General features: G+C 55.5%; 15 protein-coding genes. 13 read left to right on the forward strand and 2 right to left on the reverse strand.

What is annotated here, in order from left to right:
- Positions 1–13: 13 nt before the first annotated feature.
- Positions 14–1,012, reverse strand: coding sequence for an AraC family transcriptional regulator (locus HBA55_RS01080; RefSeq protein ID WP_166985674.1), 999 nt, complete (start codon positions 1,010–1,012; stop codon positions 14–16).
- A 177-nt stretch (positions 1,013–1,189) separates the two neighbouring features.
- Here HBA55_RS01080 and HBA55_RS01085 point away from each other — a divergent pair, with 177 nt between their 5' ends.
- The 9 genes from HBA55_RS01085 to HBA55_RS01125 all read left to right on the forward strand — a co-directional run bounded on the left by HBA55_RS01085 (position 1,190) and on the right by HBA55_RS01125 (position 14,228).
- The gene (locus HBA55_RS01085) at positions 1,190–2,995 is read left to right on the forward strand and encodes an acyclic terpene utilization AtuA family protein (RefSeq protein ID WP_166985677.1); all 1,806 of its coding nucleotides are present in this window, start codon (positions 1,190–1,192) and stop codon (positions 2,993–2,995) included.
- Between the two features lie 8 nt (positions 2,996–3,003).
- Positions 3,004–4,626, forward strand: a complete 1,623-nt coding sequence (locus HBA55_RS01090; RefSeq protein ID WP_166985680.1) for an acyl-CoA carboxylase subunit beta — start codon at positions 3,004–3,006, stop codon at positions 4,624–4,626.
- A gap of 22 nt (positions 4,627–4,648) precedes the next feature.
- Entirely contained in the window at positions 4,649–5,821 is a 1,173-nt protein-coding gene (locus HBA55_RS01095; protein ID WP_166985683.1) for an acyl-CoA dehydrogenase family protein, read from the forward strand.
- A 5-nt stretch (positions 5,822–5,826) separates the two neighbouring features.
- The gene (locus tag HBA55_RS01100; RefSeq protein WP_206019478.1) at positions 5,827–6,462 is read left to right on the forward strand and encodes a glutathione S-transferase family protein; all 636 of its coding nucleotides are present in this window, start codon (positions 5,827–5,829) and stop codon (positions 6,460–6,462) included.
- Between the two features lie 118 nt (positions 6,463–6,580).
- Positions 6,581–7,405, forward strand: a complete 825-nt coding sequence (locus HBA55_RS01105; RefSeq protein WP_166985686.1) for an enoyl-CoA hydratase/isomerase family protein — start codon at positions 6,581–6,583, stop codon at positions 7,403–7,405.
- Between the two features lie 16 nt (positions 7,406–7,421).
- Positions 7,422–9,413, forward strand: coding sequence for an acetyl/propionyl/methylcrotonyl-CoA carboxylase subunit alpha (locus tag HBA55_RS01110; RefSeq protein ID WP_166985689.1), 1,992 nt, complete (start codon positions 7,422–7,424; stop codon positions 9,411–9,413).
- A gap of 55 nt (positions 9,414–9,468) precedes the next feature.
- The gene (locus tag HBA55_RS01115) at positions 9,469–10,677 is read left to right on the forward strand and encodes an acetyl-CoA C-acetyltransferase (protein WP_166985692.1); all 1,209 of its coding nucleotides are present in this window, start codon (positions 9,469–9,471) and stop codon (positions 10,675–10,677) included.
- A gap of 106 nt (positions 10,678–10,783) precedes the next feature.
- Positions 10,784–12,934: a 3-hydroxyacyl-CoA dehydrogenase NAD-binding domain-containing protein gene (locus tag HBA55_RS01120; protein ID WP_166985695.1), complete on the forward strand. Its 2,151-nt coding sequence runs from the start codon at positions 10,784–10,786 to the stop codon at positions 12,932–12,934.
- Between the two features lie 148 nt (positions 12,935–13,082).
- Entirely contained in the window at positions 13,083–14,228 is a 1,146-nt protein-coding gene (locus HBA55_RS01125; protein WP_166985698.1) for an acyl-CoA dehydrogenase family protein, read from the forward strand.
- Positions 14,229–14,356: 128 nt separating this feature from the next.
- On the opposite strand, the gene HBA55_RS01130 is transcribed toward HBA55_RS01125, so the two are convergent.
- Positions 14,357–14,953 carry a helix-turn-helix domain-containing protein gene (locus HBA55_RS01130; protein ID WP_166985701.1) on the reverse strand — a complete coding sequence of 199 codons (597 nt, stop codon included), beginning with the start codon at positions 14,951–14,953 and terminating at the stop codon, positions 14,357–14,359.
- A gap of 286 nt (positions 14,954–15,239) precedes the next feature.
- Between HBA55_RS01130 and glnT the strand changes: the two genes are divergently transcribed.
- Genes glnT through HBA55_RS01150 form a run of 4 tightly spaced genes read left to right on the forward strand, consistent with a single transcriptional unit; the run spans position 15,240 to position 19,576 of the window.
- Positions 15,240–16,571 carry a type III glutamate--ammonia ligase gene (glnT, locus tag HBA55_RS01135; protein ID WP_166985705.1) on the forward strand — a complete coding sequence of 444 codons (1,332 nt, stop codon included), beginning with the start codon at positions 15,240–15,242 and terminating at the stop codon, positions 16,569–16,571.
- 22 nt (positions 16,572–16,593) lie between these two features.
- Positions 16,594–17,514, forward strand: a complete 921-nt coding sequence (locus HBA55_RS01140) for a class II glutamine amidotransferase (protein WP_166985711.1) — start codon at positions 16,594–16,596, stop codon at positions 17,512–17,514.
- Between the two features lie 28 nt (positions 17,515–17,542).
- The gene (locus HBA55_RS01145) at positions 17,543–18,220 is read left to right on the forward strand and encodes a GltB/FmdC/FwdC-like GXGXG domain-containing protein (protein WP_166985717.1); all 678 of its coding nucleotides are present in this window, start codon (positions 17,543–17,545) and stop codon (positions 18,218–18,220) included.
- Positions 18,221–18,241: 21 nt separating this feature from the next.
- Positions 18,242–19,576, forward strand: a complete 1,335-nt coding sequence (locus HBA55_RS01150) for an FMN-binding glutamate synthase family protein (protein ID WP_166985722.1) — start codon at positions 18,242–18,244, stop codon at positions 19,574–19,576.
- Positions 19,577–19,600: the final 24 nt, after the last annotated feature.

Below are 19,600 nucleotides of genomic sequence, written 5' to 3' on the forward strand. Positions count from 1 at the left end.
TACGAGCCTTCCATTACCGCCGGCGGAATTCACTGGGTGTTATCCCCTGCCAGGATTTAAATGCCGTCGAAAACGACTGCAGATCCCCATAGCCCAGCAGCAGGGCGATATCAGTAACCGTCAGTGCTTGATCTTCCAGATACTTCGCCGCCAGGCTGGATCTGACCTCCTGCAGAAACTTCTGATAGTTAGTCTCTCGCTCTTGCAGTCGACGCTGCAACGTACGACTGGATATGCCCAGCTCCTCTGCAATCCTGATTACTGAGTAGTTTCCGGCCGGTAACTGGTGTCGAATCGCCGAATACAAGCTTACGCTAAACGGATCTGAACTCCATGGTAAGTCTGGAAGAAAATTATCGAGCTCTCTTCTGACCCCATCATAAACCTGGGTTGCCACATGCACTTGAGGCAGTTCCAGAATGCCCACGTCATAGTACAGGGCACTCACAGGCTGCTCAAAATACAGCGGAGCGCGAAAGACGTCGCTAAGTGCGCTGATATCGCCTGGGTGCTGATAGGAGAAGTTCACCCTGGTCGGCCGCACCGGAAGCAGACTGAAACCATCCATTAACATGGCGGTCAGTGATAACAGGTGATCCGTAACCAGGCATCGAACGGGATCGGGTGGGCAGTTAAATTCCATGGCCAGGATCAGGTGTTCGCCCTTGCGCGTTACCGCGGTTTTGACCAGGTCGCTCATTGTATTGGGGGCGTTGGGCACCAGATTAATCCACTCCTTCAGGGTTTTGCTGGCGGACGCCAGATACATATAGAGATGAAAATTTTCGATATAGGCGACTCGCCCCATCAACAAACCAAAGTCCGGGTTTTGCGTTGCATGCAGAATGGCTTTATGCAACCGCAGGTAATTCTCAGCTGGAATGGTGGCGTCGACGAGATCAACTAATCTCGGATCGACACCCGCTTCTCGCGCCAGTGGTTCAAATGGCACTCCCAGCGCTTCGGCCAAATTACTCAATAAATTTAACGACCGCGCATAGACAACTGACAAGACGAGAATCCTCCTTAACACCCTGTTCTGTACTTGATAATAGCAGTATTCCCTCCAAGTCCGAACCCATGGATGGCGTGTTTTCTGAAATCCATGGCGCTCTATCGGACGCCGGCTGCAACCCGGTTCTTTAGAATCAACGCTTAATCAAATTGATATCGGTGAAACGAGGCAGCAATGAACCCAAATACAGTTAGAATCGGCGGTGCCAGTGGCTTCTGGGGGGATTCCGCCCACGCGACGGCTCAATTCCTCGGAGACGATCATCCGGATTATATCGTCTACGACTACCTGGCCGAGATCACCATGTCGATTATGGCTCGCGCCCGCGCCAAGGACAGCAGCATGGGCTATGCAGTCAGCTTCATGACCGAAGCGATGTTACCCAACTTGCACCGAATCGCCGAGCTGGGCATAAAAGTCATTGCCAATGCCGGCGGTGTCAATCCCGAGGCCTGCGCCAAGGCCCTGCAATCAGGGCTGGATGAAAAAGGCCTGAACCTTAAGGTCGCCTGGGTGGAAGGCGATGATCTCATCGCCCAGCGGGAGAGTTTTGCCGGAGACAAGATCACAGAAATGTTCTCCGGCGATGTTTTCCCGGCTACGGACAAGATTCAAAGTATCAACGCCTACCTGGGTGCCTTCCCCATTGCCGAAGCTCTGAACCGGGGGGCCGATATCGTTATCACCGGCCGCTGTGTCGACAGTGCCGTCACTCTCGGCGCCTGCATTCACCACTTCAACTGGCATCGGGAAGACCTTGACCAGCTGGCCTTGGGATCACTGGCGGGACATATCCTGGAATGCGGCCCCCAGGCCACCGGTGGTAATTTCACTGACTGGGAAGATGTACCCGACAGAGACACCATCGGCTACCCGATCGCCGAAATTAACGCTGATGGTAGTTTTGTGACCACCAAACCCCGGAACACCGGTGGTTTGGTTAATATCGGCACCGTGGCTGAACAGCTGGTCTACGAAGTCGGTGACCCTGGCGCTTACCTGTTGCCGGACGTAGTCTGTGACTTCACCGACGTCAAGCTGGAACAGCTGGGGCCCGATCGCGTCCTGGTCAGCGGCGCCAAAGGTCGTGCGGCTCCCGACAGCTACAAGGTCAGCGCAACCTATGCCGACCAGTTTCGCGGCGGCAGCTATTGGACATTTTACGGTGTCGATGCGGACAAAAAAGCGGCGGCCTTCGCCGAGTCCATTTTCAAGGCCTCGCGCAACACATTTGCCAAACAACGACTGCCAGATTTCAGCGAGACCTCCATAGAGTTGATCGGTGCCGAAAGCCAGTATGGTCAGTACCAGGAACACAGTCACTGTCGGGAATTGATACTGAAGTTTGCCGCCAAGCACCCACAAAAGCGCGGTATCGACATTATGCTCAAGGAAAGCACCGGTTTAGGTCTGGCCACACCGCCGGGTCTGTCGAGCTTTGGCGGCAACCGTGCCAAAGCCTCGCCGGAGGTACGACTGTTTTCGTTCCTGGTGCCAAAGACCGGCATCGACATCAAGGTTCACATAGACGGTTGCAGCGTCGCATGCCCTGACCCGGACGGCCAGGCCTTTGAAGCCAAGCCGCCTGAGAGCGGTAACCTTGGCAAGGCCACCAGTGAAGCCGGGGTACCCGCAAAACTGATCGCCGTGCCACTGATCGAACTGGCCTGGGGCCGCAGCGGCGACAAAGGCAACAAGGCCAATATCGGCATTATTGCACGCAAACCAGAGTACCTGCCCTACATTAACGAGGCCCTTTCAACCGACGTCGTAGCCTCACGTTTTCAGCATTTTTTTGATGATGGCAAGGAAGTAAACGTCGAAAAATTTCAGCTGCCCGGCCTCAACGCTATTAACTTTTTACTGCACGATGTATTGGCCGGCGGTGGCATTGCCAGTCTTCGCAATGACCCTCAAGCCAAAGGCTACGCCCAATTGCTGCTGGCCTGCCCGGTTCTCATTCCTTCATCTTTGGTGTAAAGCCTGCTATGACTGTTTTTAACTCTAAGATCAAAACCAACTCTGACGCCTACCGTAACAATCGTGCCGAAATGTTGTCGCTGGTGGAAAAGCTGAAGGGCTTAAATCGTCGTGGCGCTGCCATCTCCGCTAAGCGTAAGCCTCGCTTTGAGGCTCGCGGCCAGCTACTGCCGCGAGAGCGCCTTTCACGCCTGCTTGATCCCGGTATGCCCTTTCTTGAAATTGCCAACCTGGCCGGTTATCTGATGGACACCGATGATCCGGAAAAATCCATTCCCGGCAGTACTGTGATTACCGGTATTGGTTTCGTCAATGGCATTCGCGCCATGATCGTCGTGGACGATAGCGGCATTATGGCCGGCTCGATCACCACGGCCAGTAGCTACCGCGTGCTGCGTGCCGAAGAGATAGCGCTTGAACAAAAGCTCCCCTTTATCCACTTGGTGGAAAGCGCCGGCGGCGACCTGATGAACTATTCGGTGGAGAACTTTATCAACGGCGGCAAGCTATTTGGCCGCCAGGCCAAGCTGAGTAAGGCCGGCATTCCAGTCATCTCCATTCTGCACGGTTCCTCCACGGCGGGCGGCGCCTATATGCCAGGGCTGAGTGATTATGTCATTGCCGTCAAGGACAACGGCCGCGCGTTTCTCGCCGGTCCGCCTCTGCTCAAGGCCGCGACCGGAGAAATCGCCACCGAAGAGGAATTGGGTGGTGCCGAAATGCACTCCACCACCTCCGGATTGGTGGAATACCTTGCAGAAAACGATGGGCAGGCGGTGAATATGCTGCGTGAGTTGACCCACCGGCTGGAATGGAACAAAGGCTGCGACCGCCCCAACCGTCGCAGTTTTCTCGAACCTGTATACGATCCCGATGAACTCGCCGGCGTGATCCCCTGCGACTATCGTACCCCTTACGATATGCGCGAACTGGTTGCCCGGGTGGTGGATGGTTCGGACTTTATGGACTTTAAACCCCGTTACGGCGCCTCAACCGTGTGTCTGCAAGCGGAAATCATGGGCATGCCTTGCGGCATCGTCGGCAACAACGGCTCCATTGATCCCAACGGCGCGACCAAGGCAACCCAGTTCCTGCAGCTGTGCGACCAATCCGATACCCCCGTGGTGTTTCTTCAGAATACCACCGGCTATATCGTTGGCACCAAGTCCGAGCAGGCCGGCATGATCAAACACGGCGCCAAGATGATTCAGGCGGTGCAGAATATCGAAGTCCCGCGCATAACCCTGATGACCGGCGCCGGCTACGGTGCCGGAAACTATGGCATGTGCGGTCGCGCCTATGAACCAGATTTCCTCTACACCTTCCCCAACGCTTCCACGGGCGTGATGGGTGGTGCCCAGGCGGCGCAAACCATGTCGATGGTAGCGCGCGGTAAAGCAGCGGCGACCAACACCGCTGTTGACGAAGAAGCATTGGCCAGGCAAGAAGAAAAGATCACCGCAATCTTCGACTCTCAATCCAGTGCCTTCTATACCTCCGGCCGCATGCTCGACGACGGCATGATCGACCCCAGGCACACGCGCCAGACACTGGGCTTCCTGCTGGAAACCGTGTGGGAAGCGCGGCATCGAAAAGTTCGCGACAACAGCTTTGGTATTGCCCGCATATAAATGTCTTTCAGGAAACAAATCCATGTCTTTAAATTTTGATAGTGCCCGTATCTCAAACCCACTGCTCACCCCGCAACACGAGGAGTGGCGCACGCAAATCCGTCGTTTTATTGAACGGGAAATTATGCCCTACGCAACTGAGTGGGATGAAGCTGGAGAAATACCTGAGGAGCTGTTTGCCAAAGCGGGAGCCGCCGGTGTGATGGCCCTGGGCTACCCGGAGGCTTATGGCGGCATCAGTGAGGGGATCGATATCCTCTATCACGGTATTCTTTACGAAGAGCTGGCCCGGGTTGGTTGCGGCGGTGTTCAATCGATGATGATGGTACACAGTATTGGTCTGCCTCCGGTTGCCAACTTTGCCAACGAAGCGATAAAGCGGGATGTTGTTCCCGGCGTTTTGGATGGCAGCAAGGGTATCTCCCTGGGACTGACCGAGCCCGGTGGCGGATCTGACCTGGCCAATCTGCAGACCACCGCCCGCCGTGAGGGTGATTTCTACATCGTCAACGGCTCCAAGACCTTTATCACCGGAGGCATGCGCGCCAGCTGGATCACCACCGCCGTGCGTACCGGTGGTGAGGGTCCCAGGGGGGTGTCCGCGTTGTTGATTCCCACAGACACTGAGGGCGTTTCTCGCACGCCACTGGATCGCAAACAGGGTTGGTGGTGTTCCGATACTGCCACCATTTACTTTGACAACGTCAAGGTACCGGTAAGCAATTTACTGGGTGAGGAAAACCAGGGCTTCAAGGTAGTGATGAATAACCTCAACGCCGAGCGCATCAATATGTCGATAGTGATGGAAGCCAGCGCGCGCGTGTGCCTGGAAGAAGCGGTGAACTGGGCCCAGCAGCGCAAAACCTTCGGCAAGCGACTGGCCGATCACCAGGTGATCCGCCACAAAATCACAGAGATGAAGAAACGCATCAACGCCTGCCAGGCCACTATCAATCACTGCGCCAGGGAAATTATGGAGAACAAACCCAACCCCGCCGACATTGCCATGCTCAAGGTGATGTGCAGCGAGACCATGGAATTCTGTGCCCGCGAGGCCAGCCAGATATTGGGTGGCGCCAGTTACCTGCGCGATAACCGGGTCGAGCGCATCTACCGCGAGGTTCGTGTCAATGCGATTGGCGGAGGCTCTGAAGAAATTCTGCGAGACTTGTCGTCGCGACAGTACGGGGTCTGATCGGCATGACCATCAAAGTCTGGCATTGCTACAAGGCCCGCTCCATGCGCGCACTCTGGGCCCTGGAGGAAATGGGCATTGAGTACGAGGTTGTGTCCATGCCGTTTCCGCCACGTTTTCTGCAGAAAGATTTCCTGGAGGTCAATGATCTGGGCACCATTCCCTATATGATCGATGGTGAGACCCATATGACCGAGTCTTCCGGCATACCGCTGTACCTGGTGGAGCGCTACGGCAAGCAAGAGTTTGGTTTGAAACCGGATCACCCCGAGTACGGCGATTACCTCAACTGGTTGTTTCACAGTGACGCCACCCTGACCTTCCCGCAGACCATCTTCCTTCGCTATTCCCGCTTTGAGTCGGATCGCGGTCTGGGCGAAGCCGGAGAGGACTATCGCAAGTGGTATCTGAAACGCCTGACACGTCTCAATCGTCACCTGCTGGATCGAGAGTTTTTAGTAGACAAGCGTTTTACCATCGCCGATATCGATATCGCTTATGCGTTGTACCTGGGTGAATACCTGGGCATTGGCAGTGACTATGAGCCCCAGGTTGACGATTACCTGCAACGCATGAAAGCCCGGCCCGGGTTTCAGCGAGCGGCGATGGTTGGCGAAGAACATAACACGGTTGGTGTTTAAGAGTTATTCCACTTACCTGTAGCAGCCCGCTCCGAGGGCGACTGGGATTGGCACTTCGAGTCAGTCGCGGTCAGAGCCCGCTGCTACGGGTTTGGTGGCTATAGAGAGATAAATTAATATGTCAAATCTTCCGGAAACAAACAGCATCTTGCTGGAACGAAACGCCAGCGTCCTGACGCTCTGGTTCAATCAACCTGAATCCAGAAACGCAATCACCGACGAAGTGATTGACGAGATGCACGCGACGCTGGATGCCATTGCAGACGATCGCAGCATTCGCACGCTGATTATTCGCGGCAAGGGTGGGTTTTTCTGCGCCGGCGGTAATATCAAGGGTTTCAAAGCAGACCAGGGTGATGGCGACCAGGCCTCCAATGCCGGTGCCCAGGTCGCCATGGCCCGCTACAATCGCAGCTTTGGTTTCCTGGCGGTAAAACTTAATGAGCAACCACAGACCGTCATTACTCTAATTGAGGGTGCCGCGATTGGCGGTGGCCTGGGGCTGGCTTGTCTGAGTGATGTTTCCATTGTTACCCGCGACACCCGTTTTCGTCTCAGCGAAACCAGCCTCGGTATCCCTCCAGCGCAGATCTCTCCGTTTGTCACCGAACGAATTGGCTTAACCCAGGCCCGTCGCCTGATGCTGACTGGGGCCAGTTTTAAAGGGGAAGAAGCGGTTAATCTGGGACTGGCCCACATCCTTGCCGACGACAGTGATGACCTTGAAGCGAAGTGCGCGGAAGTACTTGATCAGATCGCCCATTGCGCTCCTAACGCCAACGCGGTGACAAAAAATCTTATTTTCGAATCCACCCGTCAATCCAAAAATGACGTGCTGGACTTCGCCTCTGAACAGTTCGCCGCCTGCATGTTTAGCGACGAAGGCAAGGAAGGCATTGCCGCCTTTGTGGAAAAACGCATCCCATCCTGGGCCGAACAGTAACCTCGGAGAGTCACCCATGTCACGATTTAACAGCATACTTATTGCCAACCGTGGTGAGATCGCCTGCCGGGTTATCCGCAGCGCCAAGGCGCTCGGTTATCGCACCATTGCGGTCTATTCTGAGGCCGACAGCAACGCCTTGCATGTGCAAATGGCCGATGATGCCGTGTGTATCGGTGCCGGTCCGGTGAATGAATCCTATTTGCTTGCAGAGCGTATCCTGGATGCAGCCAGGCAAACGGGTGCCCAGGCGATTCATCCCGGCTACGGCTTTCTCAGCGAAAACGCCGATTTCGCCCAAGCCTGTGTCGACGCAGGCATCATCTTTATTGGTCCCAGCGCTGAGGCCATCAACCTCATGGGTAACAAGGCTGAGGCCAAGCGCCGCATGATCCAGGCAGATGTGCCCTGTGTACCCGGCTACGAAGGCGTCGACCAGAGCGATGACACACTGTTGCGCGAAGCCGGAAAGATTGATCTGCCGATGATGGTAAAAGCTGCCGCTGGAGGTGGCGGTCGTGGCATGCGCCTGGTGCACAATCGTGAAGAGCTGGCCGATACCCTACAACTGGCCAGGGCGGAGGCCCTGTCGGCGTTTGGTTCCGATGAGCTGATTCTGGAACAGGCCATTATTCGACCCCGCCATGTAGAAGTGCAGGTGTTCGCCGATAGTCAGGGCAACACCGTTCACCTGGGTGAACGAGACTGTTCGGTGCAACGACGTCACCAGAAGGTTGTGGAGGAAGCCCCTTGCCCCATCATGACCGATGCCCTGCGGGAAAGAATGGGAGCCGCCGCCGTGGCCGCCGCCAAAAGCATAAACTACCAGGGCGCCGGTACCGTTGAATTCCTGTTGGCTGAAAACGGAGCGTTTTATTTCCTGGAAATGAATACCCGCCTGCAGGTGGAGCATCCGGTCACTGAGCTAATCACCGGTCTTGATCTCGTCGCTCTGCAGATTCAAGTTGCCCAAGGTGAGCCCTTGGGTCTGACTCAGGAAGACATTAAGCTGCAGGGGCATGCCATCGAGGTGCGGCTCTATGCGGAAGATACCAGCCAGGATTTTCTACCCACCTCCGGCCCAATTCATCTCTGGTCGCCTCCACAAGGCGAAGGTATTCGGGTGGATCACGGTATCCGCAGCGGCCAGGAAGTCTCCCCCTACTACGACCCCATGATCGCCAAGGTGATCACCAGTGGTCCGTCGCGGGAGGTGGCCCGTCTGCGCATGATTGAGGCATTGAACCAGACCTTGTTGTTTGGCACCCGAACCAATCGGGACTTTCTTAAGGCCTGTATTGAAAACGAAGTGTTTATCGAAGGCGCCGCTACCACCGCCTTTATTGGCGAGGAGTTTTCCCCCGAGCAGCTGGAGCAGCGCCCCCCGTCCTTCTGCAACAATGCCATTGCCGCCGTCATCGAGTTGCAATTACAACATCAACAGGCTTTTGCCAGCAGCGTCAATGTCGCCGCCGGTTTAAAAAACTGGTCCAGTTCAACACCAATGCCTTCCCGCAAGCGCTACCAGCACGGTGAGAAAGCTCTCGATTTGTGGATCACCCCTGACGATGAAGATACTTACATCGTTACCGATGAAGGCGATCATACCTGCACTGTTAATGTCATCAGCATCAACGACGGTATCGCAAAATTGAGTGTGGATGGAAGACGAGTCAAAGCCTGCTTCCAGAAGACCGCAGATAAACTCTATCTGTCCGAGGGTGGTGTCTCCAGCGTCTATCGGGATGAAATTCCGTTCGACGGCTTACAAGATCAAACTGCCGGAGGCGGCAATATTATCGCCCCGATGCACGGCCAATTGCTGGAGCTCAAGGTGCAGACCGGCGACAGCGTCGAGGCCGGTCAAACCCTGGCGATTCTGGAAGCGATGAAGATGTTCTATGAACTCACGGCGGAAACCGCGGGCACGGTGACGGATATCCTGGTGGAAGCCGGAACCCAGGTGGCAGCGGACGAACTGCTGATCCAAGTCGAAGCGGCGGAATGACGCCACAAAATGAAACACAAACACAAAACAGTCGCCATGACAGAACGAGGTAATCATGACTAATCAGGCCTATATCTACGACGCTATTCGAACGCCGCGCAGCAAGGGTAAGAAGGATGGTTCGCTGCATGAAGTCAAACCGATCGAGCTGGGTGCAGGCCTGCTGCGCGAGCTGCAGCAGCGTCACCAGCTGGACACCGCCTATGTCGATGACGTGATGCTGGGCTGTACCCAGCCTGTGGGCGATCAAGGGGCGGACGTCGCCAAGTCGATTGTGCAGTTTGCCGGTTGGGATGAGAGTGTCGCCGGCGTGCAAATGGACCGCTTTTGCGCCTCTGGCCTGGAAGCGGTTAACTCCGCGGCCCAGAACGTGATGTCGGGTTGGAACCAGCTGATGGTAGCCGGTGGTATTGAGTGCATGTCCCGCGTTCCTATGGGCTCTGCCGGGGGGGCCTTTGGTGGTGATCCTGAATATGTGATGAGTCAACGTTTTGTGGCTCAGGGCATAGGCGCCGATATGATTGCCACCCTGGAAGGCTGGAGTCGCGAAGATGTGGATGCCTATGCCTTGCAATCCCAGCATCGTGCCAGCTTTGCCCGCGATAGCGGCTACTTCGACAAGTCGGTAGTGCCGGTAAAAGATGTTAACGGCCTCACCATCCTGGAAAAAGACAACTTTATCAAGCCCAATACCACCATGGAGGGCCTGGCCGGGCTCAATGCCTCGTTCGAAAAGCTGGGAGCGATGGGTATGGACGATATGCTGCTCTCCAAATACCCCGAGGTGCAATCAATCAACCACGTTCACACCCCGGGCAACTCCTCGGGTATCGTCGATGGTGCCAGTGCGGTGTTGATTGGTAGCGAGCAGGCCGGTCGAGACCTTGGCCTGACGCCTCGCGGTCGCATTGTCGCCGGAGCGGTCACCTCGACCGAGCCCTCAATCATGTTGATCGGCCCGGGGCCGGCGGCGCAAAAGTGCCTGAAAATTGCGGGTCTGAAGAAGAGTGATATTGATCTATGGGAAATCAACGAAGCCTTCGCTTCGGTGGCCCTGCGTTATATGAAAGACCTGAATATTGACCCAGAGATCACCAACGTCAACGGCGGCGCCATCGCCCTGGGCCACCCGCTGGGTGCTACCGGAGCCATTCTGGTGAGCACCATGCTGGACGAGCTGGAGCGGCGTGGATTGAAACGCGCGATGCTGTCCCTTTGTGTCGGCGGCGGCATGGGTATCTCCACCATTATTGAGCGTCTCTAAAGACCAACGCCACCACCCTCCGGGAAAAATTTTGTAGGGTGGATTAGGCGAAGCCGTAATCCACCATATCCTGGAAAAGGATTCAAACACAATTCAGGAAACCAAAATGAGTGTATTCAACTACGACAAAGACAACAACGACATCGTCACCATCACCATGAACATGACCGGACCGGTCAATGCCATGAACGCGGAATACAACGATGCGATGCGAACCACCATCGAGCGCCTCGAAGCGGAACCGGCACTCACCGGCGTCATTTTCGCATCCACCAAAAAAACCTTTTTCGCCGGCGGAGACCTCAACGACCTGGTGCAGGTGGAAGCTGATCAAATCGAGGACTTTTTTAAGGAAGGTGTCGAAACCAAGAACTTCCTGCGCCGGATTGAGAAACTGCCAGCACCCGTGGTGGCGGCCATCAACGGTGCAGCACTGGGCGGCGGCTTTGAAATCTGCCTGAGTTGCAACTACCGCATTGCTTGGGACAGCAAAGCCGTCATTGTAGGCCTGCCGGAAGTAGGATTAGGCTTATTGCCTGGTGCGGGTGGTGTTGTACGTCTCACCAATCTCCTCGGTCTGGAAAAAGCCCTGCCCTATTTGCTGGAAGGCAAAAAGATCAAGGCCGCCAAGGCGTTAAGCGAAGGTTTGATCAACGAAACTGTCGACACCGTCGATGAGCTGGTACCCCGTGCCAAAGCCTGGATACTGGCGCAAAAAGGCGACGACACCGCCGCCCTGCAACCCTGGGATCAAAAAGGTTTCAAGGTACCTGGCGGCAATATCAAGAGCCCCAAGGTCGCCCAACTGGCCAGCATGGCACCACAACAGCTGATGCAGAAAACCCGTGGGCTGTTGCCGGCACCGGAGCGTATACTGGAGACGGCGGTGGAAGCGGTGACCGTGGATTTTGATACCGCGCTGCGTATCGAAACACGCAAGTTTATGTCACTGGTGCCCAGCGCTGTTGCCAAAAATATGATCACGGCCTTTTTCTTCCAGATGGGGCAGGTCAACGGTGGCGCCAGTCGTCCCGAGGGCATCGAACGCAGTGAGGTTACCAAGGTCGGTGTGATCGGTGCCGGCATGATGGGTCAAGGTATTGCCAATGTGTCCGCCATGGCGGGAATCGAGGTAGTACTTAAGGATGTTTCTCTCGAAGCGGCGGAAAAAGGTAAAGCCTATACAGCCAAACTTATGGATAAGGCCATCCAGCGCGGCCGTGCCGACGAGGCCAAAAAGGAATCCGTGCTGAACCTGATCAAAGCCACCGATCAGGATACAGATCTGGCTGGTTGTGATCTGATTATCGAAGCCGTATTCGAAAAAATGGAACTGAAACACCAGATTACCCGCAGTACCGAAGGCCAGCTGGCCGAGGACGGCGTCTGGGGCTCCAATACCTCCACGCTGCCCATTACTCAGTTGGCCGAAGCCAGTGCCAACCCGGAGAAGTTTATTGGTATTCACTTCTTTTCGCCGGTGGACAAAATGCCGTTGGTGGAGATCATCTGTGGTGAAAAGACCAGCGATGAAACCCTGGCCAAGGCCTTTGACTTTGTGCGGCAGATTCGAAAAACACCAATTGTGGTCAACGACAGCCTGGGATTCTTTACCTCCCGGACGTTTACCTCGCAACTCAATGAAGCGGCACAGATGGTCGCCGAGGGGATTAACCCGTTGAGAGTTGATAATCTCGGTAAAGCCATCGGTATGCCCGTCGGTCCCCTGACCATCTACGATGAAATCAGCATGCGTCTCGGGATGGAGATTCGCGAAACCCAGATATCTCAAGGTCTGATTTCAGCTGATGACGACCTGCGTCCCCTCGCCACCGATTTGATCAATACCCTGGTCAAGGAATACAACCACGGTGGCCGTTACCACGGAGACGGTGGTTTTTACGAATACAGCGATGCCGGCAAAATCATCTGGCCAAAACTGCACGAACTCTATTACAAACCAGAGCTTAAGGTCAGCGACGACGATATCAAAGACCGCCTGCTGTTCAGCAATGTTATCGAAAGCCTTAAATGTCTGCAGGAGGGCGTACTGCGCTCTGTCGCTGACGGCAATATTGGCTCTCTCTTGGGTATTGGTGCACCCACCTGGACCGGAGGGTATCTGCAGTTCGTGAATACCTACGGCTTGCAGCGATTTATCGATCGTTGCGATGAGCTGGCGGAAAAGTATGGCGACCGCTTTAAGACGCCGGCGATTGTGGCTGAAAAACTCGAAGCTGGTGAATTATTCAACTAGCTCCATATTCCCGTAGGGTGGATTAGCGAAGCGTCGCCTAGAGCGCCTACTTTTGGAATCCACCAAATTACTACGAATGTGAATAGGAACCGGTGGATTACGCTTCGCTAATCCACCCTACGAAGATGATAGACAAAGAGAAGACACCGTGATTCCTAGAACATTATTTGAACCCGAACACGAGCAGTTTCGCGACAGTGTACGAAAATTTCTGGAAGCTGAAGCCGTGCCCCACCACGCCCAATGGGAAAAGGACGGCCAAGTTGACCGCGCCCTGTGGACCAAAGCCGGTGAAATGGGCTTTTTAGCCCCCACCGTACCCGAGGCCTATGGTGGACTCGGCCTCGATTTTCGTTATAACGCGATCGTCAACGAAGAACTGGTCAGACTGGGTCTGTCTGGCCCCGGCTTTGGTCTCCACTCCGACATTGGCGTACCCTACATCATCAACAACGGTTCCGAAGCACAAAAACAAAAATACATGCCGGGCTGCCTTTCCGGTGAGATTATTACCGCGATCGCCATGACAGAACCGGGGACTGGCTCGGATCTGCAAGGCGTAAAAACCACCGCGGTCTTGGACGGTGATGACTATGTAATCAACGGTTCGAAGACCTTTATCACCAACGGCCAGCACGCTGATCTGGTGATTGTTGTGTGCAAGACTGATCCATCTGCCGGTGCAAAAGGCATCAGCCTGATTCTGGTGGAAGCCGGTACGCCAGGATTCGAAAAAGGTGCCAATCTCGAAAAAATCGGGTTGAAAGCCCAGGACACGTCCGAGCTGTTCTTCCAGGATGTTCGGGTTCCCAAGGAAAATTTGCTGGGCGAGGAAGGCAAGGGCTTTATTTACCTGATGCAGGAATTACCCCAGGAGCGTCTTGGCGTGGCAATTGGTGCTATGGCCAGCATGGAATCGATTCTGGAGCAAACGGTGGCTTATGTGAAAGAGCGCAAAGCCTTCGGTCAGCCGATCGCCGGCTTCCAGAATACCCAATTCAAGCTGGCGCAGTTGGATGCTGAAATCACCGCAATGCGGGTATTTGTGGACCGCTGTCTGGAACTGCATCTGGATAAAAAGCTCGACCCGGTAACGGCGGCAAAAGCCAAGATGCTGTCGACGGACCTGCAGGGCAAGGTGATTGATGAATGCCTGCAATTGCACGGCGGTTATGGTTATATGTGGGAGTATCCGGTAGCCCGCGCCTACGCCGACGCCCGGATTCAACGCATTTATGGCGGCACCAATGAAATTATGAAGTTGATTATTGGCCGCGAACTACTCGCCGACTAGCTGATCGCCCTCGGAGCGGGCTCCTACAACCACGATCCCTGTAGGAGCGGGCTCTGAGCGCGAATGATACGGAGTGCCAAGCCCATCGCCCTCGGGCTGCTACAAACATCCAGTAGAACACGCGACAGTCAATGCGCCGCAGAGTAATTAATAAACGACAGTAGTTTGATCGGCACCTCAACCAAAGTTTCAGGACCATGGGGCACCTCCCCATCAAAGGTCAAACTGTCACCGGCCTCCATATGGTAAATATGATTGCCGTGGCGATAGGATAACTTCCCTTCCAGTACATAGATAAACTCTTCGCCAGGATGCGTAAATGTGGGGAAAACTTCCGCCAGGTCATCCATGGTCACCAGGAACGGTTCAAACGATTTGGTGGCACCGCGCTGATAGGTGAGCAGGTGGTAGGTATGGCCCTTGTCAGTGCCTCGGCGTACCACCTCCAGCCCCTGCCCGGCCTTGGTGAACTGCGCGGTACCGTCCGGGCGATCGAAGTCTTGAAACAATTTGGAGATCGGTAAGCCAATGGCAAGACACAGGCGGCTGAGCGTCTCCAGACTGGTGGACACCTGAGCATTTTCGATTTTGCTGATCATTCCCTGGCTGATGCCAGAGATGCGCGAGACATCGGTGATCTTCAGGTTTTCCTTGAGTCGAGCCTGTTTGACCTTCATGGCAATAAACTGATCGAGGTTAAACTGCTTTCCTGTAACGTCCGTCATTGTGCTCACTGTTGGTGCATTGGGGTCGCTGCTGCGCCATTTTAGTTCCTGCCGGCCCCCTGCCGGGGGCACCGAATGCCGCTCATCATGCCACGTTTTATAACCTTCAACTATCCGCATACGCAACTATTGCATACAAATCAGTAGCTTACCAATTTATTGAATTTTTTATTCCTGTTAGGAATATTTGGCGCTATTATTGCCTTTCCCAAAGAGAAAATAAATTAACCATCAGGAATTTTCAGTTTCTATGTCCTGATCAAGCAACTCGCTACGGGAGCCCGCTATGTCGAAACAGCCAAAACAGTTTATCGAGGAAAATGACATTCAATTTGTCCTGGCCCAGTTCGTGGATATCCACGGCGTTGCCAAAACCAAATCCGTACCCGCCAAGAACCTGATGGATGTTGTTGAAGATGGTGCGGGATTTGCCGGCTTTGCCGTCTGGGGGCTGGGTATGGAGCCACATAGCCCCGACTTTCTTGCCCGTGGTGACCTGGACACCTTGTCCATCGTCCCCTGGCAACCGGGCTACGCCCGCATCGCCTGTGACGGACACGTCAATGGCGAACCCTATGACTATTGCTCACGGGTGGTCCTGAAGAAGCAAATCAGCAAACTCACTGAAAAAGGCTGGACGCTTAATACCGGCCTGGAGCCGGAGATGTCATTGTTCGAACGTACCGAAGACGGCAGTCTGGCGCTGGTCGATAAGTCGGATACGCTCGACAAACCCTGCTACGACTACAAAGGCCTGTCTCGCTCCCGGGCGTTTCTGGAAACCTTTGTCGGGGCGCTGCAGCAGGTCGACTTTGATGTGTACCAGATCGATCACGAAGACGCCAACGGGCAGTTCGAGATCAATTACACTTACAGCGACGCGCTGACTTCCGCCGACCGTTTTACCTTTGTGCGTATGGCCGCCGGCGAAATTGCCCATGACATGGGCATGGTCTGCTCCTTTATGCCAAAGCCTTCATCAGACCGTACCGGCAATGGCATGCACTTCCATTTGTCCATCACTGACGATCAGGGCACCAACCTGTTCGGCGACGACAGTGATGCCCATGGCATGGGCCTGTCGAAGATGGCCTACCATTTTCTTGGCGGATTGATGCATCACGCCCGGGCACTCTGCGCCTTTGCCGCACCCACGGTCAATTCCTACAAGCGTCTGGTGGTGGGTGGCTCCGCTTCCGGTGCCACCTGGGCGCCGGCCTATATCTGCTACGGTGATAACAACCGCTCGGCAATGGTGCGTATCCCTTACGGTCGCCTGGAGTTTCGACTGCCCGATGCCGGTTGCAATCCCTATCTGGTACACGCGGCTCTGATTGCCGCCGGGCTGGACGGCGTCGAGCGCGAACTCGATCCCGGCGAACCCACCAACATCAATCTCTACAGCCTTTCCGAGGACGAGCGTAAAGACAAGGGGATTGAACTGCTGCCGCAAAACCTGGGGGAAGCCGTTACGGCTTTGGAACAGAACACCTTGTTACAGGAGCTGATCGGCAAGGACATCTGCCGGGAATTTATCGCGCTCAAGCGCAATGAGTGGATTGACTACTGTCGCCACGTCTCCGACTGGGAGCGCGAGCGCTACCTGGAACTGTTTTGATGGAATTAAGAGGTTAAATCCTATGTGTGGAATCGTTGGACTCTATCTGAAGAACCCTGCCCTGGAAAGCCGCATTGGTGAGCTGTTTGCACCCATGCTGGTTGCCATGACTGACCGTGGGCCGGACAGCGCCGGCTTTGCCATCTATGGCGATGAAGTAAGCGACGAGGCGATCAAGCTGACGTTGCGGCACCCGGATGTCAACTATGATTGGGCGGCGCTGGCCAGCCGCGTTGAGACGGATTTGGGCACCGGCGTCCAGTTCTTTCAAAACAACAACGTCGCCGTATTCAAAATACACTCGGATGTTGACAGCGCCACGGCGTTGATCAGCGAACAGACTCCAGAGGTTCTGCAGCTGAGTGCCGGCCGTTCCATCGAAATTCTAAAAGAAGTGGGCCTGCCCGAGAATATTGCCCAGACCTTTGATCTGCAGGGTATGAAAGGCAGCCATATCATCGGCCACACCCGAATGGCAACGGAATCGGCGGTCACCATGGAGGGCTCCCACCCCTTTTCCACCGGCGAGGATTTGTGCCTGGTTCACAACGGTTCTTTTTCCAATCATAACCGCATGCGTGAGGAACTCCGACGACGTGGCATTCACTTCGAAACGGAAAACGACACCGAAGTGGCCGCAGGTTATCTGACCTGGCGATTAAGAGAAGGTGACAGTCTCAACCAGGCACTCGAAAACGGCCTCAAAGACTTTGACGGCTTTTACACCCTCACCATTGGTACCCGTGACGGTTTCGCCGTGGTGCGCGATCCAATCGCCTGCAAACCCGCGGTGCTGGCCGAGACAGACGACTACGTTGCCATGGCCTCGGAATACCAGGCCTTAACCACGCTGCCTGGAATTGAAAACGCCCGCGTCTGGGAGCCGGAACCCGCCACCATCTATGTCTGGGAGCGCTCACAGCCAACCGGGCAACCGGCCTGATAAGCGCCTTGTAATCTGGAGGATCACCATGAAAACCATTGATATTGCCGCTGGCAGTGTTCGCGAGCTCAATCAGGCTCTTCACGATCAGGCTGAACATTGCAGTGAGCGTGAATTCGTTGTTACCAATCCCAAGGGCGCCCACAACATTGCCTGTGGTCTCGACGCCAGTGTCGCCGTGGATATTCACGGCCACGCCGGCTATTTTTGCGCCGGCATGAACAAGTCCGCCAGCGTCACCGTGCATGGCAATGCCGGCCCGGGTCTGGCGGAAAATATGATGTCCGGTTCTGTGCGCGTCAAGGGAGACGCCTCGGCCGCCGCCGGTGCTACCGCCCATGGCGGACTCCTGGTCATCGACGGCAACGCTGGCTCCCGTTGCGGCATTTCGCTGAAAGGCGCGGATATTGTGGTGGGTGGCAACGTCGGCCACATGAGCTGTTTTATGGCCCAGGCCGGCACCCTGGTGGTGTGCGGCGATGCCGGGGAAGCCCTGGGCGACTCCCTCTACGAAACCCGAATTTACGTCAAGGGCAGCGTCAAGTCCCTGGGCGCTGACTGCGTCGAAAAAGAGATGCGTGAAGAGCATTTGACGGAATTGACCGAACTGCTCAATCGCGCCGGTTTTGATGACAACCCGGCCGACTTTAAGCGCTACGGCTCCGCCCGTGAGCTCTACAACTTTAAGATTGACAACGCCTACTGAGCCGCCCTGGAGGAAAGTGATATGAGTGAAGAACAGGACCTGAATGTGCAGGACGGCCTGCGTGAATCGGCCACCTTTGATCGTGTTACCATGAACGAAATTCGCCGCGCGGCGGAAACCGGTATTTATGATATCCGCGGCTTTGGGGCCAAGCGCAAAGTACCCCACTTTGACGACCTTTTATTTCTGGGCGCCAGTATGTCCCGCTATCCGCTGGAAGGTTATCGCGAGGCTTGCAATACCCAGGTCACCCTGGGTACCCGCTTTGCCAAGAAACCGGTGGTGATCGACACCCCGGTTACCATCGCCGGCATGAGCTTTGGCGCCCTCTCGGCCAATGCCAAAGAAGCCCTGGGACGTGGCGCCTCAGCGGCGGGCACTTCCACCACCACCGGTGACGGCGGCATGACGCCCGAGGAACGCGGCCAGTCCAGCAAGCTGGTGTATCAGTACCTGCCCTCGCGCTACGGCATGAATCCCGACGATCTGCGCAAAGCCGACGCCATCGAAGTGGTGTTGGGCCAGGGCGCCAAACCCGGCGGTGGCGGCATGCTGCTGGGTCAGAAAATTACCGACCGTGTGGCAGAGATGCGCACCTTGCCCAAGGGGGTGGACCAGCGCTCCGCCTGCCGTCACCCGGACTGGACCGGCCCCGACGATCTGGCCATCAAGATTCAGGAACTGCGCGAGATCACCGACTGGCGGGTGCCTATCTATATCAAGGTCGGCGCCACCCGCACCTACTATGACACCAAACTGGCAGTAAAAGCCGGTGCCGATGTGATCGTAGTGGACGGTATGCAGGGCGGTACCGCCGCCACCCAGGAAGTGTTTATTGAACACGTGGGTGTTCCCACCCTCGCCGCCATTCCGCAAGCGGTGCAGGCGCTGCAGGAAATGGGCATGCACCGTGAAGTACAGTTGATCGTCTCCGGTGGTATTCGCAACGGTGCCGACGTGGCCAAGTGCATGGCTCTCGGTGCCGATGCGGTCGCCATTGGCACTGCCGCACTGGTGGCCCTGGGTTGTAACCATCCAAAGTGGGATAACGACTTTAAAAAAATCGGCTCCGCTGCAGGCTTTTACGACGATTACCACGAGGGTAAGGACCCTGCGGGAATTTCCACCCAGGACCCTGAGTTAGCTCAACGACTGGATCCTGTAGAAGGCGGTCGCCGTTTGGCCAACTATCTGCGCGTGCTCACCTTGGAAGCGCAGACCCTGGCCCGGGCCTGTGGTAAAAACGACTTGCGCAATCTCGAACCCGAAGACCTGGTGGCACTGACGGTGGAATCTGCCGCGATGGCACGCGTCCCTCTGGCAGGCACCAATTGGGTTCCGGGTCAGTCCTTCTGATTAATGAATTTCAAAGGTTAATAC

The organism is Pseudomaricurvus alkylphenolicus, assembly GCF_011683955.1.
In the GTDB taxonomy this organism is placed as follows: domain Bacteria; phylum Pseudomonadota; class Gammaproteobacteria; order Pseudomonadales; family Cellvibrionaceae; genus Pseudomaricurvus; species Pseudomaricurvus alkylphenolicus.

Excerpts from the sequence above, each read along its gene's own strand:
- HBA55_RS01085 (WP_166985677.1), top strand. The coding sequence starts at position 1,190 with ATGAACCCAAATACAGTTAGAATCGGCGGTGCCAGTGGCTTCTGGGGG.
- HBA55_RS01090 (WP_166985680.1), top strand. The coding sequence starts at position 3,004 with ATGACTGTTTTTAACTCTAAGATCAAAACCAACTCTGACGCCTACCGT.
- HBA55_RS01095 (WP_166985683.1), top strand. The coding sequence starts at position 4,649 with ATGTCTTTAAATTTTGATAGTGCCCGTATCTCAAACCCACTGCTCACC.
- HBA55_RS01100 (WP_206019478.1), top strand. The coding sequence starts at position 5,827 with ATGACCATCAAAGTCTGGCATTGCTACAAGGCCCGCTCCATGCGCGCA.
- HBA55_RS01105 (WP_166985686.1), top strand. The coding sequence starts at position 6,581 with ATGTCAAATCTTCCGGAAACAAACAGCATCTTGCTGGAACGAAACGCC.
- HBA55_RS01110 (WP_166985689.1), top strand. The coding sequence starts at position 7,422 with ATGTCACGATTTAACAGCATACTTATTGCCAACCGTGGTGAGATCGCC.
- HBA55_RS01115 (WP_166985692.1), top strand. The coding sequence starts at position 9,469 with ATGACTAATCAGGCCTATATCTACGACGCTATTCGAACGCCGCGCAGC.
- HBA55_RS01120 (WP_166985695.1), top strand. The coding sequence starts at position 10,784 with ATGAGTGTATTCAACTACGACAAAGACAACAACGACATCGTCACCATC.
- HBA55_RS01130 (WP_166985701.1), bottom strand. The coding sequence starts at position 14,953 with ATGACGGACGTTACAGGAAAGCAGTTTAACCTCGATCAGTTTATTGCC.
- glnT (WP_166985705.1), top strand. The coding sequence starts at position 15,240 with ATGTCGAAACAGCCAAAACAGTTTATCGAGGAAAATGACATTCAATTT.
- HBA55_RS01140 (WP_166985711.1), top strand. The coding sequence starts at position 16,594 with ATGTGTGGAATCGTTGGACTCTATCTGAAGAACCCTGCCCTGGAAAGC.
- HBA55_RS01145 (WP_166985717.1), top strand. The coding sequence starts at position 17,543 with ATGAAAACCATTGATATTGCCGCTGGCAGTGTTCGCGAGCTCAATCAG.
- HBA55_RS01150 (WP_166985722.1), top strand. The coding sequence starts at position 18,242 with ATGAGTGAAGAACAGGACCTGAATGTGCAGGACGGCCTGCGTGAATCG.